16 protein-coding genes are annotated in these 16688 nt (G+C 71.1%); 9 read left to right on the top strand and 7 right to left on the bottom strand.

Features of this window, described 5'->3' with window-relative positions; translation table 11 throughout:
- Positions 1-118: 118 nt before the first annotated feature.
- The 3 genes from JOD52_RS05185 to JOD52_RS05175 are packed head-to-tail and all read left to right on the top strand — an operon-like array spanning position 119 to position 3098.
- Positions 119-1507: a sensor histidine kinase gene (locus tag JOD52_RS05185; protein ID WP_204408972.1), complete on the top strand. Its 1389-nt coding sequence runs from the start codon at positions 119-121 to the stop codon at positions 1505-1507.
- Positions 1504-2157 (top strand): response regulator, encoded by a 654-nt coding sequence (locus JOD52_RS05180; protein WP_204408971.1) that lies wholly within the window; start codon positions 1504-1506, stop codon positions 2155-2157. Before JOD52_RS05185 ends, JOD52_RS05180 begins: the two co-directional genes overlap by 4 nt.
- A complete protein-coding gene (locus JOD52_RS05175) occupies positions 2157-3098 on the top strand; it encodes a DUF4097 family beta strand repeat-containing protein (RefSeq protein WP_204408970.1) in 942 nt (313 codons plus the stop codon). Before JOD52_RS05180 ends, JOD52_RS05175 begins: the two co-directional genes overlap by 1 nt.
- Here JOD52_RS05175 and acs read toward each other — a convergent pair.
- The 3 genes from acs to JOD52_RS05160 form a co-directional block, all read right to left on the bottom strand.
- Positions 3082-5091 (bottom strand): acetate--CoA ligase, encoded by a 2010-nt coding sequence (gene acs / locus JOD52_RS05170; protein ID WP_204408969.1) that lies wholly within the window; start codon positions 5089-5091, stop codon positions 3082-3084. The genes JOD52_RS05175 and acs overlap by 17 nt on opposite strands.
- A 158-nt stretch (positions 5092-5249) precedes the next feature.
- Positions 5250-6113: a VOC family protein gene (locus JOD52_RS05165; RefSeq protein WP_204408968.1), complete on the bottom strand. Its 864-nt coding sequence runs from the start codon at positions 6111-6113 to the stop codon at positions 5250-5252.
- Entirely contained in the window at positions 6110-6319 is a 210-nt protein-coding gene (locus tag JOD52_RS05160) for a ribbon-helix-helix domain-containing protein (protein WP_042342830.1), read from the bottom strand. Before JOD52_RS05160 ends, JOD52_RS05165 begins: the two co-directional genes overlap by 4 nt.
- Before the next feature lie 111 nt (positions 6320-6430).
- Between JOD52_RS05160 and JOD52_RS05155 the strand changes: the two genes are divergently transcribed.
- Both JOD52_RS05155 and JOD52_RS05150 read left to right on the top strand, forming a co-directional pair.
- Positions 6431-7516, top strand: coding sequence for an NADH:flavin oxidoreductase/NADH oxidase (locus JOD52_RS05155; protein ID WP_204408967.1), 1086 nt, complete (start codon positions 6431-6433; stop codon positions 7514-7516).
- 34 nt (positions 7517-7550) lie between these two features.
- Positions 7551-8162 (top strand): SDR family NAD(P)-dependent oxidoreductase, encoded by a 612-nt coding sequence (locus tag JOD52_RS05150; RefSeq protein ID WP_204408966.1) that lies wholly within the window; start codon positions 7551-7553, stop codon positions 8160-8162.
- Positions 8163-8262: 100 nt separating this feature from the next.
- On the opposite strand, the gene JOD52_RS05145 is transcribed toward JOD52_RS05150, so the two are convergent.
- Positions 8263-9009 (bottom strand): ATP-binding protein, encoded by a 747-nt coding sequence (locus JOD52_RS05145; RefSeq protein WP_338124028.1) that lies wholly within the window; start codon positions 9007-9009, stop codon positions 8263-8265.
- A complete protein-coding gene (istA, locus tag JOD52_RS05140) occupies positions 9006-10568 on the bottom strand; it encodes an IS21 family transposase (protein WP_204408388.1) in 1563 nt (520 codons plus the stop codon). The genes JOD52_RS05145 and istA overlap by 4 nt, the downstream gene beginning before the upstream one ends.
- Before the next feature lie 114 nt (positions 10569-10682).
- On the opposite strand from istA, the gene JOD52_RS05135 reads away from it, so the two are divergent.
- The gene (locus JOD52_RS05135; RefSeq protein ID WP_204408965.1) at positions 10683-10940 is read left to right on the top strand and encodes a hypothetical protein; all 258 of its coding nucleotides are present in this window, start codon (positions 10683-10685) and stop codon (positions 10938-10940) included.
- Positions 10937-12085, top strand: a complete 1149-nt coding sequence (locus tag JOD52_RS05130) for an AMP-binding protein (protein ID WP_204408964.1) — start codon at positions 10937-10939, stop codon at positions 12083-12085. Before JOD52_RS05135 ends, JOD52_RS05130 begins: the two co-directional genes overlap by 4 nt.
- On the opposite strand, the gene JOD52_RS05125 is transcribed toward JOD52_RS05130, so the two are convergent.
- Positions 12051-13445, bottom strand: a complete 1395-nt coding sequence (locus JOD52_RS05125) for an L-serine ammonia-lyase (RefSeq protein WP_204408963.1) — start codon at positions 13443-13445, stop codon at positions 12051-12053. The two genes, JOD52_RS05130 and JOD52_RS05125, sit on opposite strands and share 35 nt — an antisense overlap.
- Positions 13442-15037 (bottom strand): DEAD/DEAH box helicase, encoded by a 1596-nt coding sequence (locus tag JOD52_RS05120; protein WP_204408962.1) that lies wholly within the window; start codon positions 15035-15037, stop codon positions 13442-13444. Before JOD52_RS05120 ends, JOD52_RS05125 begins: the two co-directional genes overlap by 4 nt.
- A 57-nt stretch (positions 15038-15094) precedes the next feature.
- Between JOD52_RS05120 and panD the strand changes: the two genes are divergently transcribed.
- Both panD and JOD52_RS05110 read left to right on the top strand, forming a co-directional pair.
- Complete coding sequence (panD, locus tag JOD52_RS05115; RefSeq protein ID WP_031306984.1) at positions 15095-15502, top strand: aspartate 1-decarboxylase; 408 nt, start codon at positions 15095-15097, stop codon at positions 15500-15502.
- Positions 15503-15543: 41 nt separating this feature from the next.
- On the top strand, positions 15544-16470 hold the full coding sequence (locus tag JOD52_RS05110; protein WP_204408961.1) for an AEC family transporter: 927 nt from the start codon (positions 15544-15546) through the stop codon (positions 16468-16470).
- Positions 16471-16688: the final 218 nt, after the last annotated feature.

The raw sequence follows: 16688 nt of genomic DNA, 5'->3' as shown, positions 1-16688 counted from the left end.
CGGCCGCCCCGGTCGCAGAAGGTCACTCGGGTCCGCCCTGGTACCGGGGGTTATCCCCCACCGGAACAGCGGGACGTCCCCGTGGAAGCGCGGCCGCGGGCCGCATAGCCTCGATCCCATGGAAGCCACCGCCCCCACCTCCCTGCCGCCCGATCCGCGGCTGCGCATCCCCTCCCTCGCCACGGTGATCGTGGAGGGACTGCTGGCCCTGCTGTGGGGCTGGGTGAGCATCACCCTGCTGCTCACCGGGGTCGGTTCACTCTTCGCGCTGGGCAGTGGGCTGCTGCTGCTGGTGCCGTGGGTGGTGCTGATGCAGCTCGCGATCCGGTTCGAGCGGCACCGGGCGGCGGGCGTGCACGGGATCGATGTGGTGGTCCCGGCGCGGCGCCGCAGCACCCGCTCGGGACTGGGCGGCTGGCTGCACGGGCTGTGGCTGGACGTGTCCTCCTGGCCGTTCTGGCGGGGCGTGCTGCACCACCATGTGGCGATGCTGGTGGCCTCGATCGCCCTGGTGCTCTTCCTGTCCCTCGTGTGGCTGTGCTGGGTGAGTGCGGAGATCGCGATCGTCCACGGGGCGGTGACGCTGGGGAGCTCGACCGTCCCGGTCTGGGCACTCGCGCTGATCTCCGTGGCCGCACTCGCGCTCGCGGTGCTGACCCTGGTGCTCGGGGCACTGGCCGACCGGGGCCTGGCCCGGGCGATGATCTCCGGTTCGGCCGAGGACCTGCGTGAACAGGTGCTCGAGCTCACCCAGCGCCGGCAGGGCGCCGTGGATGCTGCGGCCCAGGAGAGGGCCCGCATCGAACGGGACCTGCACGACGGGGTCCAGCCCCGCCTGGTGGCGATGGCGATGACCCTGGGGATCGCCAAGGGCATGATCGCCACGGATCCGGACCGGGCCACGGCGCTGGTGGGCGAGGCGCATGCGGAGGCCAAGGGCATCATGACCGACCTGCGGCAGCTGGCCCGCGGCATCCACCCTGCGGTGCTGGAGGACCGCGGTCTGGACGCGGCGCTGTCCGCGCTCGCCGCCCGCTCCCCCGTCCCCGTGGACCTGAGCATCGACCTGACCACCCCGCTGGGGCGCGAGCGCGAGGCCGTGGCCTATTTCGTGGTGGCCGAGGCGCTCACCAACATCGCCAAGCACGCCGGCGCCACCCGCGCCCGAGTGGACCTCACCGAGGCCGACGGCACCGTGCGGGTGCGCATCGAGGACGACGGCCGCGGCGGAGCCCAGGTGCACCGGGACGGGGTCTCCACGGGACTCGCCGGTCTCACCGACCGGGTGCGCGCCACGGGCGGACGCCTCGAGGTGAGCAGCCCGACGAGCCCGCCCGGGACCACCCAGGATGGGACGCAGGGCGCTGGTCCCGGCACGGTGCTGCTGGCCCTGATCCCCCTGGACGCGTGTCCCGGCATCCCCGCAACTGCTGCACCCACCACCGCCGTCCCCACCGCCGCAGCACCCACCACTGCCGCACCCACCACCGAGGAGACCCTGTCATGAGGATCGTGATCGCCGATGACGCCGTGCTGCTGCGGGCGGGACTGGAGCGCCTGCTCACCGAAGCGGGTCACGAGGTACTGGCCGCCGTGGGCGACGGCAGCGCCCTGCTGAGCGCCGTGAGCGCCCATCGGCCGGACCTGGCCGTGATCGACGTGCGCATGCCGCCCACCTTCACCGACGAGGGCGTGCGCGCTGCGACCCTGATCCGCCAGCAGGACCCGGAGGTGGCACTGCTGGTGCTGTCGCAGTACGTCGAGGAGCGCTACGCCTCCGAGCTGATCGCCGACTCCCCCCACGGCCTGGGCTATGTGCTCAAGGACCGGGTGGCCGACGTCGAGGACTTCCTGGGTGTGGTGGACACCGTGGGATCCGGTGGCACGTGGCTGGACCCGGAGGTGGTCCAGCAGATCTTCGTGCGCTCCCGGCGCCGTCGCACCCTGGAGGCCCTCAGCCCCCGAGAGCGCGAGGTGCTGGCACTGATGGCCCAGGGCCGATCCAACCAGGCCATCGCCGATGCCCTGTTCGTCTCCGCCGGCAGCGTGGAGAAGCACATCTCCTCGCTGCTGACCAAGCTCGACCTCCCTCCCGTGGACGGCGAGAACCGCCGTGTCATGGCCGTTCTGCGCTACCTCGAATCGGAGGACCTGTGATGTCCGCCCCCACTCCCTACGCCCCCTCCCCCGCGCCCGCGCCGGACACCCCGCCGCGCCATCAGGTGGATCCCGCTCACCGGCTCGACGCATCTCCCCGCAGCAGACGCGGCTGGCGCACGGCCGTCACCATGATCGCGGCGCTGTTCGTGTCGCTCGTGCTGCTGGCCCTCGGTGCGGTCTCGATGACCAGTTGGGCGGTCCAGCGCAGTTACCAGGACGTCGCTGCCACCTACGAACTGGGCACCCCGGACTCCCTCTCGCTCACCACCCATGTCGCGGACGTCCGCGTGGCCTCCTCCTCCGAGGTGGACCAGGTGACCCTGGCTCTCGTGGAGGACGGCAGCACGGACGTGCCTGACGCGGGTGAGACCGTCCGGGCCCGCGTCGATGTGACGGGCGATGCCACCCGGCGGAGCATCGAGGTGAGCCAGCCCGGGATGAACCGCTTCGGCAGTCTGCTGGACGAGCACCGCGAGGTGCTGCTGCTGGTGCCCAGCGACCACGTGATGGACCTGGAGATGCGCGCTGATGTGGGCAGGATCGACGCCTCCGGCACCTTCGCCTCGCTGGAGGTCTCGGCCGATGTGGGCGATGTGCGGCTCAGCGGCGTGGAGGCACCGGGCGGCATCGCCGTGCACACCGAGACGGGCGAGATGTCACTGGCACCGGCTGGCCCGGTCCCCGGTGGCATCACCGTCACCTCGACCCTCGGGGACGTGGACGTCACCCTGCCCCCCGATGCTGCCGGCGACGTGAGCGTCCGCGGGGAGGTGGGCGAGGTGCAGGTGTCCGCCCCCGGCACCGCACGTCGCGTGGTCCAGGCCACCTCCGACGTGGGCACCGTGAGCGTGGACCCCGCCTTCATGACGGCCGGTGGTGACGTGATCGGCAGGATCGACGTCACCACCAGCCTGGGGGATGTCAGCGTGACCCGCTGAACCCCTTCTGGATCAGATCCATCACCGAGGAGTCCGCCAGGGTCTGGGTGTCCCCCACCTGGCGGTTCTCCGCGACGTCCCGCAGCAGGCGGCGCATGATCTTGCCGGAGCGGGTCTTGGGCAGCTCGGTCACCACGAGCACCTTCTTGGGCTTGGCGATCGGCCCGATCTCCCGGCCCACGTGCTGGCGCAGCTCCTCGGCGGCCTTCTCCGCTCCTCCGGCGGCCTCGACCTGCTCGATGGCCTCCTCGCGCAGGATCACGAAGGCGACCACGGCCTGTCCGGTGGTCTCGTCGCTGGCGCCCACCACGGCGGCCTCGGCCACCCAGTCGTGGGCCACCAGGGAGGACTCGATCTCGGTGGTGGACAGCCGGTGCCCGGACACGTTCATCACGTCGTCCACCCGGCCCAGCAGCCAGATGTCGCCGTCCTCGTCCTTCTTCGCGCCGTCGCCGGCGAAGTAGCGGCCCGGGAAGCGTGACCAGTAGGTGTCCTTGAAGCGCTGCTCGTCACCCCAGATGCCGCGCAGCATCGACGGCCACGGCTCGGTGAGCACCAGGTAGCCGGCATCACCGTTCGCGACCGGCTCGCCGGCGTCGTTTAGCACATCGGCGATGATGCCGGGCAGCGGGGTCTGGGCGGAGCCGGGTTTGGCGGAGGTGACGCCCGGCAGCGGGGAGATCATGATGGCCCCGGTCTCGGTCTGCCACCAGGTGTCCACGATGGGGCAGCGACCCCCACCGATCACCCGGTGGTACCAGCGCCACGCTTCGGGGTTGATGGACTCCCCCACGCTGCCCAGCAGCCGCAGGCTCGTCAGGTCGAAGCGGCCCGGGATCTCCTCGCCCCACTTCATGGCGGTGCGGATCGCGGTGGGCGAGGAGTAGAACAGGGAGACCTTGTACTTCTCCACCACCTCCCACCAGCGGCCCTGGTGCGGGGTGTCCGGGGTGCCCTCGTAGATCACCTGGGTGGCTCGGTTGGCCAGCGGCCCGTACACCACGTAGGTGTGACCGGTCACCCAGCCCACGTCGGCCGTGCACCAGTACACGTCGCTGGAGGGCTTCAGGTCGAACACCGCGCGGTGGGTGTAGGCGGCCTGGGTGAGGTAGCCGCCGGTGGTGTGGACGATCCCCTTGGGCTTCCCGGTGGTGCCGGAGGTGTAGAGGATGAACAGGGGGTGCTCGGCCTGGACCCACACCGGCTCGTGCTCGGTCGAGGCGCTCTCGCGGGCCTCGTGCCACCACACGTCCCGGCCCTCGGTCCACTCGACCTCGGCACCGGTGCGGCGCACCACGAGGACCTTCTGGATCGACTCGGCGCCCTTGGACAGAGCCTCGTCCACCGCCGGCTTCAGCGGCATCGCCTTGCCGCGGCGGTACTGGCCGTCAGCGGTGATCACCGCGGTGGCCTCGGCGTCCTCGATGCGGGAGCGGAGGGCGTCGGCGGAGAAGCCACCGAACACCACCGAGTGGGGGGCGCCGATGCGGGCGCAGGCCAGCATGGCGATGACGGCCTCGGGGATCATCGGCAGGTAGATCGCCACCCGGTCGCCGGTGCGCACCCCCATGTCGCCCAGCACGTTGGCCATGCGGGAGACCTCGTCCTGCAGCTGCGCGTAGGTGTAGCGGGCGTCGCCGCCGTCCTCGTACTCGGCCAGGAGGGCCACCTGCTCGCCGTGGCCGGCCTCCACGTGGCGGTCCACGCAGTTGTAGCAGGCGTTCAGGGTGCCGTCGGCGAACCACTTCGCGAACGGCGGGTCCGACCAGTCCAGGGTCTGGGTGAACGGGGTCTTCCAGCTCAGCACCGAGGCGCGGGAGCGCCAGAAGGCGAGGCGGTCCCGGTTCGCCTCCTCGTACAGCGAGGGGCGGGCCACGGCGTGCTGGACGAACTCTGAGGGCGGCGGGTAGACCGCCGGCTCCTCGTACTCGACCTGTCCGCTCTCGGGATGGTCCTGGGGGGTGGAGTCGGCACCGGTGGGGGCGTCGGGCATCTCGCTCTCCTGCTGCACGTCGATCCCGTCTGGGATGGCGATTCTGATCGGGCCCACGCTATCGCACTGAGACCTGAGCCACAGCGCGCGGTTCACCCCCGCCCCACCCCCCGGGTCCGGTGCAGGCCGCCCGGTCCCTCACGCAGGGTGAGTGGACCTCAGTGGTCCTCTGACGCTGCTTCTTCAGCCACCGAGGTCCACTCACCATCGGCCCGAGGGTGGATCTCCAGATGCTGCCCGTCCGGATCGGTGACGTGCACGGCGCGATCGTCGCCCTCGACCACGCGGGTCTCGTAGCCGGCCTCCGTCAGGCGCGCCGCCAAGAGATCGAGGTCCTCGGTGGTCTCGAAGCCCAGGCGCACCAGGGCCACGTCCCCGAACTCGGTGCCGGAGGGGCGTGAAGCGCGGTCATCGGCCCCGCCGGGGGCGTGCAGGCCGATGGTGCCGGCGCCGGGGCTGCTGAGCGCCTGCCACCACTGGTCTCCCTCCCCCACGGGACGGAACCCGAGGGCGGCGAAGAACTCCCGGTCACCGTCACGGTCGGGCCCCTCAGCGCTGACGCGCACGGCGGTCACGGAGAGCCGTGGGTCGGCGCGGGCGCCGTCGTGGCCTACGTAGCCGTACAGGTCCCGCTGGTGCTCGTTCAGGGAGATGTCCTCCCCGTGGGGACCGCGCACGCTTCCCTGACGGCCGTAGGTCTCGTCCCACACGCGCACCTGGAGGCCCTGTTCCCGCAGTTGCTCGGCGGCAGCGTCGGTTGCGGGGACGGACAGGCACAGCTGGGTCTCCCCGGCCGGCGCGGCGGTCTCGGCGTTGGACGTGGCGTGGACCATCACCCGGCCACCGCCCCCGGCGATGAGTTCGGCGAAGCCCTCGCCCTCGGTGGTCACCACGGGTGCCATGCCGAGGGTGCGCAGGAAGGCGATCACGGCCGGGGCGTCGTCGGAGAACCGCAGGGGGTACACGGTGAAGGCGGGCCGGTCGGTGTGGACCGGTTCCGGCGTCGGGTGCGTGGTGGTCATCGGGTCTCCTCGGGGTCACGGTGGGGAGGCGGGGCGTCGTGCTGAGCGCCGTCGAGGTACTGGACCAGGGCCCGGCGCACCAGCTCGCTCAGGCTGGAGGACTCGTCGATCGCGCGGTGCTTGACCGCTACCACGAGGTCCTTGGGGAGGTACACGTTGAACTGCACCTTGGTAGAGGCTCCGGCAGGGCCACTCGGGTCCGTCATGCAAGGATGCTAGCAATCTTGCATCGCCGTGTCGAGAGACTCATCGTCATCTGTCCAGAACCCTCGAGAAGCGCATCGCTCCTGCGCTTCGACGGGTTACCGTGGAGGACGATGGTCCCTGAACTGCTCTCCCCCGCCGTGCTGCGGGACGTCGAGATCCGCAACCGCATGTGGCTGGCCCCCATGTGCCAGTACATGGTGGAGGCCAGGGACGGCGTCCCCACCGACTGGCACCTGATGCACCTGGGGGCACGGGCGGCCGGCGGTTTCGGCCTGGTGATCACCGAGGCCACCGCCGTCAGCCCCACCGGCCGCATCTCCGCGCAGGACACCGGCCTGTGGAACGACGAGCAGACGCAGGCCTGGTCCCGCATCGTCTCCTTCTGCCAGGCCCAGGGCGCCAAGGTGGCCGTGCAGCTGGCCCACGCCGGCCGCAAGGCATCCACCTGGCCGATGCTGCCGAAGTACGCCGGCCGCCACGGCACAGTCCCCGAACTCGCCGGAGGGTGGATCCCCGAGGGCCCCACCGACGAGCCCTTCCCCGGCCTGGAGACCCCCGATGCCCTGGACACCGCCGCCATCACCCGGGTGATCGACGATTTCGTGGCTGCCGCGCACCGCGCCGAGCAGGCCGGCTTCGATGCCATCGAGCTGCACTTCGCCCACGGCTACCTGGTCCACTCCTTCCTCTCCCCGCTGGTCAACACCCGCACCGACGAGTACGGCGGCAACGACACGGGCCGCAGCCGCCTGGCCCTGGAGATCGCACGGGCCGTCCGGGACGCGTGGCCCGCGCACAAGCCTCTGATCGTGCGGATCAGCGCCACCGACTGGATCGACGGCGGCTGGCACACCCGGCACTCGATCGAGCTGGCGTGCACACTCTCCCGCATCGGGGTGGATGCCCTGCACGTCTCCACCGGCGGGGCGGTGATCGCCGATATCGCGGTGAAGCCGGAGTACCAGGTGGGCTTCGCCCGCTCGATCCGGGAGGCCACCGGGATCCCGGTGGCGGCCGTGGGCCTGATCACCGAGCCCGTGCATGCCCAGGAGATCCTGGCCCGCGGCGACGCGGACCACGTGGCGGTGGGACGCGCAGCCCTGCGCGAGCCGTCGTGGCCGCAGCGCGCCGCCCACGAGCTGGGGGTGCACGACGCCAGCCTGTACCCCGGCCCGTACCGTCGCGGTTCCTGGTGAGGGACCGGCCCGCCACCTGTGGTGGGCTGGGGTCATGATCGTCCTGACCGGTGCGACCGGCGGTATCGGTGCCGCCCTTGCCCTGCGCCTCGCCTCCCGCGGTGAGCACCTGGTGCTCACCGCCCGGGACCACGACCGGCTCGAGCAGCTCGCAGGCCAGGTACACGCAGCGGGCGGGACCGCGAGCGTGCATCCCTGCGACATGCGTGATCAGGAGGCCGTGACGGACCTGGTGCGGCAGGTCCTCGCCGAGGGCGTGCCCGATGCGGTGGTGGTGCTGGCCGGCCATTCGATCCGCCGCCGCCTGGCGGCGAGCTTCGGGCGACCCCACGACCTGGTGCGCCTGGCCGGCACCAACATGCTGGGACCGGCCACCCTGATCCTGGGGTTGCTGGAGCCGATGTGCGCGCGCGGCAGCGGTCGCGTCGTCGCCGTCACCAGTGCCGCCACGCGCATCCCCACCCCCGGGTGGGCGGCCTACGCCGCCACCAAGAGCGGACTGGACACCTGGTTGCGCGCGCTGCGCCCGGAGGCCGCTGCCCGGGGCGTCGGGATGAGCATCGTGGAGATGCCGCTGGTGGCCACCGCGATGGCGGCTCCCACCTACGGGGCCTCGCCGCGCGGTGCGATGACTGAGTATTCGTAGTCGTGGGAGCCACCGAATCTTGCTCTTGGGGACCGCCGATCGTGCCGACGGGGGCCAGTAGCCGCCGCGGTGGGGACCACTGGCTCCCGCCGGCATCGGGTCACTGGGGCAGTGCGGTGTGTTCTCGCATGTTCCTGTCGCCGGTGTCGATCCAGATTGTGTTGTGCACGATGCGGTCCATGATCGCATCGGCGTGGACTGCTCCACCGAGCCGGGCGTGCCAGTCCTTCTTCGGGTACTGGGTGCAGAACACGGTCGAGCCGGTGTCATAGCGGCGCTCGAGCAGTTCCAGCAGCATCGAACGCATTCCCTCGTCAGGATGGTCCAGCAGCCACTCGTCGATCACCAGCAGCGAGAACGTGGAGTACTTCCGCAGGAACTTCGTCTGGCCCTGCGGCTTGTCCTTTGCCAGGGCCCAGGCCTCTTCGAGGTCGGGCATTCGGATGTAGTGGGCTCGGAGCCGGTGCTGGCAGGCCTGCTTCGCCAGCGCGCAGCCGAGGTAGGACTTCCCTGAGCCGGTGAAGCCCTGGAAGACCACGTTCTGTTGCCGCTGGATGAAGGAGCAGGTTGCCAGTTGCGCGATCACGTTCCGGTTCAGTCCCCGTTCCTCGACCAGATCCAGCCGCCGCAGGTCCGCTCCGGGATAACGCAGCCCCGCCCGGCGGATCAGACCCTCGACCTTTCCATGATTGAAGATGGAATGCGCCTCGTCCACGATCAGCTGGAGCCGTTCCTGGAACGACATCCCCAGCACGTGAGCCTCATCCTGGGCATCGATCGCGTCCAGCAGCGCGGTCGCGCCCATCTCGCGCAGCTTCCGCTTCGTGTCGTTATCGATCACGCTCACCGGACACCTCCGGCGTAGTAGTCGGCGCCACGGACGTATCCGCCGTCTTCCGCGGGTTCCTCGCGGGGTGGACGCAGGGCGGCGACCTTGTCCTGCCCGGTGGCCAAGATCGGGTGCAGATGCGCATAGCGCGGTGAACGGACCCGTCCCGTCAGCGCGAGTGCGCAGGCCGCCTCGACCCGATCTACGGAGAAGCGGCGAGAGAGCCGTAGCACCGCCAACGCGGGATCCAGGCCCTGTTCCACGATCGGCACGGACTCGAAGATCCGCTGGATCACGATCACCGTGGCCGGCCCGACCCGATCTGCCCACGCCCGCACCCTCTGCGCGTCCCAGGCCTGGAAACGCTCGCCCGCAGGTAGGTCCGCGTCGTTGGTGCGGTACTCATTGCTCGCGGTCTCCGGGAGCAGCAGGTGACTGGTCAGTCGCTGGCTGCCCTGATAGATCTCCAGCGTCCGGGCCGTGATGCGCAGATCGACCTTCGCGCCGATGTGCGCGAACGGCGCGGAGTAGAAGTTCCGCGCGAACGTGACGTGCCCGTTCCTGCCCACTCGTCGTCCGTAGTGCCATGTCGAGATCTCGTAGGGCACCGCCGGCAGCGGCGTCAGCAGCGGCCGCTCCTCCGCGTCGAACACGCTGGCGCGGGATCCGGGCCGCTTCTGGAACGGCTCCGCGTTATAGGCCTCCATCCGCTGCCCGATGGCGGCTGCAAGTTCGGGCAGGGACGTGAATCGCTGATCCCGCAGCCCGGCGATGACCCAGGTCGCGACGTGCGCGACGGTGTTCTCCACGCTCGCCTTGTCTTTCGGTTTCCGCACCCTCCCCGGGAGCACCGCCGCCGAGTAATGCGCTGCCATCTCGCGATACGCATCGTTCAGGACGATCTCGCCCTCGCGGGGGTGCTTCACCACACCGGTCTTGAGGTTGTCCGGAACGATCCTCGGGACCGTCCCGCCCAGCGCCTCGAACATCGCTACGTGCGCTCGCAGCCAGGACTCCTGGCGCATATCCAGCGCCGGGAAGCAGAACGCGTAACGAGAAAAAGGCAGGCAGGCAACGAACAAGAACACCTTCGAGACCTCGCCGGTGACCGGATCGGCCAGCTCCATCGTGGGGCCGGACCAGTCGACCTCCACGCTCTGGCCGGCCTTGTGACCGACTCTCGAAGCGGCACCGGTGACCATGACGTGGTGCTGGTAGGTGCGGCAAAACCGGTCATACCCCATCGCCGGATCCCCAGCCGCCGTGGTCGCGTCGAAGTACTCGCCGTGCAACAGCTTCAGCGTCACGCCGACCCTGGCCATCTCTCGATGGACCTGTTCCCAGTCCGGCTGTGCGAACACGCTCTCGTGCTCGCCCCGGCCCGGGAACAACCGGGCATACACCTGCTCATCGGCGACGTCCGCGATATCGCCCCACCCGATCCCTGCAGCGTCAGCGGCCTCGAACACCGCCCTCACGGACTTGCGGGACATGCCCTGCGAGGACGAAATCGCTCGCCCCGACAGACCTTCTGCGCGCAGCTGGAGCACCAGCTTCGCCCTGATCTTCCGTACCATTCCAGATTGCTCCTTCCGCCGCGTGCCCTATACACACGGCGGAAGGAGCGTAGACAGAGCGGCCCCAACGACACCACTGGTGGTCCCGAACGACGCCACCGCTACGGCAGCGACGTGGCACCCGAACCCTCGATCAGCGGACCCCAGCGAGGCGAATATTCAATGACCCCCGATCAGGGTGCCGCCATGGTGCTGCGCGGTCTCAACTCCCGCCGCACGCTGGTCTCACCGCCCTGGGTGAGAGCGGGTGCCGTCCTCTCGCAGGCCGCCCCGACCACGGCCGCCCGGCTCGCCGGCGTGGGCGGGGACGTGGCAGCGCGCCTGCTGCGGCGGGACCGGCCTGCCCGGCCCGCAGGACGGGGCCGTGCATGAGGCTCATCCAGGCCGGCAGCGCCCTGAGGCTGCGAGCGGGCCTGCGGCCCCGCCGGGTGGTGCTCACCGATGCTCACGGCGAGCTGACGGCCAGGGAGCTGCAGGACATCGCCACGCTCCTGCGCGGCCGCGGTGATCGTGCCCCACGTCTCACGGACCTCCCGGCCGATGCCCCGCTGCGGCAGGTGCTCGCCACGGCCCTGGCCTCCGATGGTGCGCTCGACCTGCGCTCCAGCGGCAGCACGGGTGACCCGCACCTGCAGCATCGTGGACCGCTCACCCCCGCGCAGCTGCGCACCCTGCTGGACCTGGCGCGACGCATCGGGCTGCGACCGGGGGTGCGGATCGCCAGTGCCGCCCCGGGGGTCCACGGACACGGCCTGCTGGTCGCCCTGGGGGCATTGGCGCTCGGGGCCCCGCTGGTGGACCTCACCCACCTGCGTCCCGCGGCCAGGGTGCGGCTGCTGCGCGACACCGCACCCCGGATCCTCACCGGGGTACCGGTGCACCTGGCCGATGTGCTGACTGCCGACCAGGCCCGCTGCGAGGGCAGGCCCCTGCGCATCGCGCGCGTGGTATCCGGCTCCGATGTGCTCGCGCCGGACCTGCGGGCGGATCTGGCCCGGCATTTCCGTGCCCGGGTGCACGACGTCTACGGCACCACCGAGACCGGCTCCCTGACCGTGGACGGAAGGCCCCTTCGGGGCGTGCGGATCCGGGAGCAGCACGGCCTGCTGCACGTGCGCAGCCCGTTCACCGGGGGCCGTGAGCTGGTCACCGATCGCGGGAGCGTCGATGCCCGGGGCCGTGTCGTGGTCACGGGGCGGGCCGACGGGGCCGTCTCCTCCGGAGGGATGCTCCATCACCCGAAGGCGGTCGCTCGCCTGCTCGCCGGCCACCCCGGGGTCGCGGGAGTGCGCCTGCGCCTGGTGGACGATCAGCGCTACGGCACCCGCACCGTCGCGGAGGTCACCGTTGCTGACACCGTCGACGACTCGGGGACCCCCGGTGTCGAGGAGCTGAGGGCGCTGGTGCGCGACCGGCTGGGTGCGGCGGCGGTGCCGCGCGAGGTGGTGCTCGTCAGCGGCCCCGCACCAGGCGACCCGGACCTCAGCAGTCCGGACGGCTCACCGGCACCGCGGTGACCGCGAGACCGCCCATGGCGGTCTCCTTGTACCGCTCGTTCATGTCCTTGCCCGTCTGCCGCATCGTCTCGATCACGGTGTCCAGGGACACGAAGTGCTCCCCGGTGCCACGCAGCGCGAAGCGGGCAGCAGTGATGGCCTTGACGGCGGCCATGGCGTTGCGCTCGATGCACGGGACCTGCACCAGGCCGCCCACGGGGTCGCAGGTCAGTCCCAGGTTGTGCTCCATCGCGATCTCGGCGGCGTTCTCCACCTGGGCAGGCTTGCCGCCCATCGCCTCGCACAGAGCGGCAGCCGCCATCGAGCAGGCCGAGCCCACCTCGCCCTGGCAGCCCACCTCGGCGCCGGAGATCGAGGCGTGCTCCTTGTAGAGGGAGCCGATGGCGCCGGCCGTGAGCAGGAACCGCACCGCGATCTCGTCGGGGTCCACACCCTGGATGTAGGTGGTCGCGAAGTGCATCACCGCCGGGATGATGCCGGCGGCCCCATTGGTGGGGGCGGTGACCACGCGGCCACCGGCGGCGTTCTCCTCATTGACGGCCAACGCCGCCAGGGACACCCACTCGAAGGCGTTCATCGGCAGCTTGACCGGGTCCTCCGCGCTGAGGGACTCGTACCAGGAGGCCGCACGGCGCTTCACCTCCAGGCCACCGGGGAGGGTGCCGTGGGTGCGCACCCCCTGCTCGATGCAGTCGCTCATGGTGCGCCAGATGGCCAGGGCCCCGGCACGGATCTCCTCGTCGCTGCGCCACTGCCGCTCCCGCAACAGCATCGCCTCGGAGATCGAGATGCCGCGCTCCTCGCACACCCGCAGCAGCTCGTCGCCGGTGGTGAAGATCGCGCTGCCCTGCTCCTCGGAGGCCACCTCGGACATGGGCTGGTCCATGTCGGCCTCGTCCACCACGAAGCCGCCGCCCACCGAGAACATGGGGCGGCGCAGCAGTTCCTCGCCCTCGGCATCCAGCGCGATGAAGGTCATGCCGTTGGAGTGCTGGGGCAGGAAGGTGAGGGGGTGCAGCACGATGCTGCTGGGCCGCAGCGTGACGGGGATGCGGCCGTCCAGCAGCAGCCCGCCCTCGCGCTCGATCGTGGCCACGCGCTCACGACCGGCCACAGGGTCGACGGTCTCCGGGTCGGCTCCCTCCAGGCCCATCACCACCGCGTCCAGGGTCCCGTGGCCGTGTCCGGTGGCGGCGAGCGAGCCGTACAGGTGCACTGCCACATCCGCCAGGCGCGGCGCGATCAGCGGGTCCTCCAGCACCTGGCGGGCGAACACGGCTGCGGCCCGCATCGGCCCCACGGTGTGGGAGCTGGAGGGGCCGATGCCGATCTTGAACAGGTCGAACAGGCTGATGCTCATCGCGAGCCCCTCCGGCCGCCGCGGGCACCGCCACGACCAGCGGCACCGCCACGTCCGGAAGCACCTCCACGTCCGGCGGCTCCACGGCGACCGCCCGGGTTCTCCTGGCCGCGACCGCCGGCAGCACTCCTGCCGCCGGCGCCGCGCTTGCCGGCGCCGCGGGCGGACTGTGCGCCGGTGGCGCTGCGGGACGCTCCACGAGCGCCCCGCCCGCGTGCGCCGGCCCCTGCACGACCGACGAACTCCTCGTCGTCCTCCCAGGAGGCACGACGCTCCTCATTGGCGCGGCGCTCCTCGGCCCGCTGGGCGTCGGCCCCGGGGCGCTTACCCCCGCGGCTGAGATCCAGCTTGCGCGGCGCGCCCTTGTACTTCGTCATCGCGGGATCGTCCACGGGCTCTCCCGCGGGGCGACGGCCCCCGAGGGCGCCGAGCACCTCGGCCTCGCCGTCGGCCACCTCGTCCCAGCCCGGCTCCACCCGGGCTCCCTCGACCACGGAGCGGGTCTTCTTGACCTGGTGCGGCAGGGCGAGGGTCACCACGGTGCCCTCGGCGCCGGCGCGTGCGGTACGGCCCGAGCGGTGCACGTACTCCTTGACGTCGTCGGCCGGGTCCACGTGCACCACCATGGTGACGTCGTCGATGTGGAGCCCGCGGGCGGCCACGTCGGTGGCCACGAGCACGGGGAACCCACCCTGGCGGAAACCGGCCAGCACGTTGGTGCGCAGGCCCTGCTGCTTGCTGCCGTGCAGGGCGGCGGCGGCCACGCCCACCTCCACCAGTTCCTGTGCCACGCGCTCGGCGCCGAGCTGGGTGCGGGTGAACAGCAGCGTGCGTCCGCGCCGGGCTGCGAGGCGGGCGGTGACCTCGCGCTTGGCGGAGGGCTCGATGGCCAGCACGTGGTGGCGCATGGTGGTCACCGCAGCGGCCACAGGCACGGTCTCGTGGGTGACCGGGTCCACCAGGAACGCGTCCACGATCTCCTCGACCTGCCCGTCCAGGGTGGCCGAGAACAGCATCTTCTGGGTGCCCATGGGGACGGCGGCGAGGATGTCGCGCACCTGCGGCAGGAAGCCGAGGTCGGCCATGTGGTCGGCCTCGTCGATCACGGTGGTCTCCACCCGGTCCAGCATCAGCGCGCCGCGCTCGGCCAGGTCGATCAGGCGGCCGGGGGTGGCCACGATGATCTCCACCCCGCGGGCCACGGCATCGGCCTGCTTCTCGATGTTCATGCCGCCGGCGACCAGCTGGGCCCGGATGCCCAGGGAACGGGCGAAGGGGTGGATGGTGTCGACCACCTGCACGGCCAGCTCGCGGGTGGGAACCAGCACCACGCCCAGGGGGCGACGGCGGTGGACCTTGCGGCCGCGGAAGCGGGAGGTCATCGCCAAGGTGAAGGCGAGGGTCTTGCCGGAGCCGGTCTCGGCCCGGGCCAGCACGTCGCGGCCGGCCAGGGCGTCAGGCAGGATCGCCTCCTGGATCTCGAATGAGCGGTCCAGTCCCTGCTGGGCGAGGACGCCGAGCACCTCCTCGGGAAGGGCCATCTCCTCGAAGCGCTGGGAACGGTGGGCCGATCGGCGGCGTGCCTTGGGCATCGTGATTCTCCTGACGGTGGGGCGGTACCCATCATCGCGCATGCGAGACTGGGGGCGATGCTGCGAACACTGATGACTTCGAAGATCCACCGGGCCACGGTGACCCAGGCCGACCTCCATTACGTGGGGTCGGTGACCATCGACGCCGATCTGCTGGAGGCCGCGGGCATCCTGGAGAACGAGCAGGTCTCCATCGTGGACGTGACCAACGGCTCCCGTCTAGAGACCTACGCCATCACCGGCGAGCGCGGCTCCGGGAAGATCAGCATCAACGGCGCGGCCGCTCATCTGGTCCAGCCCGGGGACCTGGTGATCATCATGGCCTACGGGCTGTTCGAGGATGCCGACGCCCGCCGTCACGAACCCACCGTGGTGCACGTGGACGGCGAGAACCGCGTCGTGCAGATCGGCAACGATCCCGCTGAGGCTGTGCCCGGCATGCCGGGCCAGGTCTCCAGCCGCTGACCCCCACCACTGTGGGCTATCTCCCCCAGGGCGACTGAACGATGTCCGGGGTCCTCAGCGGCTTCTTCATCGTCTGGGCCCTGATCGGGGTGGGCTGGCTCACCGCCCGCACCGGAGTGCTGGGCCCTCATGCCCGCTATGTGCTGAACCGCACCACGTTCTTCCTCGCCTCACCGGCCCTGGTCCTGGTGGGGCTGCTGCAGTCCGAACCGGGCGAGGTGCTGTCCACCCCGATGCTGGTGGCCGCGCTCGCCGGCCTGCTCACTGGTGGGCTGCTGCTGGGGGTGCTGCGGGTGGCGACATCACGCCGCGGCGTGGACCTGGTGGTCGCGGCGATCAGCGGCTCCGTGGTCAACGGCGCGAACATGGGGTTCCCCATCGCCGCCTACGTGCTGGGGGACATCTCCCATGCGATCCCGGTGATCCTGTTCCAGCAGGCGGTGTACACCCCGCTGTACCTGTTCGTGCTGCACGCGCTGACGCAGGAGCGCAGTCCCGGCCCGGCGGGCGTGGCCCGCAGCATCCTGGCCAACCCCACGATCATCGCCTCGGCGGTGGGTCTGGTGCTGTCGGCGGCTGGGGTGCGGATCCCCGAGGTGATGCTCGAGCCGGTGCGCTCCCTGGCCGACATGGCGATCCCGGCGATGCTGCTGGCCTACGGGCTGTCGCTGTACGGCTCTCGGCCCTTCGCCCGGGACGACGGCTACCGGGGCCTGATCGCGGTGTCCTCGGCGACCAAGCTCGTGGTGATGCCGCTGATCGCCCTGGGGATCGGCGCCGCGCTGGGCCTGCGGGGGCAGGATCTGTACGCGGTGGTGGTGATGGCCGCACTGCCCACCGCGCAGAACGTGTACGTGGCCGCCGCCCGCTACGAGGCCTCCGAGAACCTGGCGCGTGACACGGTGCTGGTGACCACGATCGGCACCGTGGTGGTGCTGCTGGTCTTGGCAGGTGTGCTGGGCGCGTGAACCCGCGCCCGCTGCCGGCTCCAGCGCCAACGCGATCGGCTGAGTGCCCGCGGGCGGGCCGGTCGGCGGCCCGCCCGCATCCGCGCGTACACTGGGCGCATGGACATCCGGCTGCTCCTTCCGTAGCCGCGTCGAGCAGAGCCCGGTCCCCGGGCATCGACGCGGCTCCCCTCGCCTGTGCGGGGGTTTTTTCATGCCGGGAGCATCCCGGTGGAGGA

The organism is Brachybacterium muris (genome assembly GCF_016907455.1).
Lineage (GTDB): Bacteria > Actinomycetota > Actinomycetes > Actinomycetales > Dermabacteraceae > Brachybacterium > Brachybacterium muris.
The sequence above is the reverse complement of the archived record's forward strand: the minus strand, read 5'-3'. Positions and strand labels throughout refer to the sequence as shown.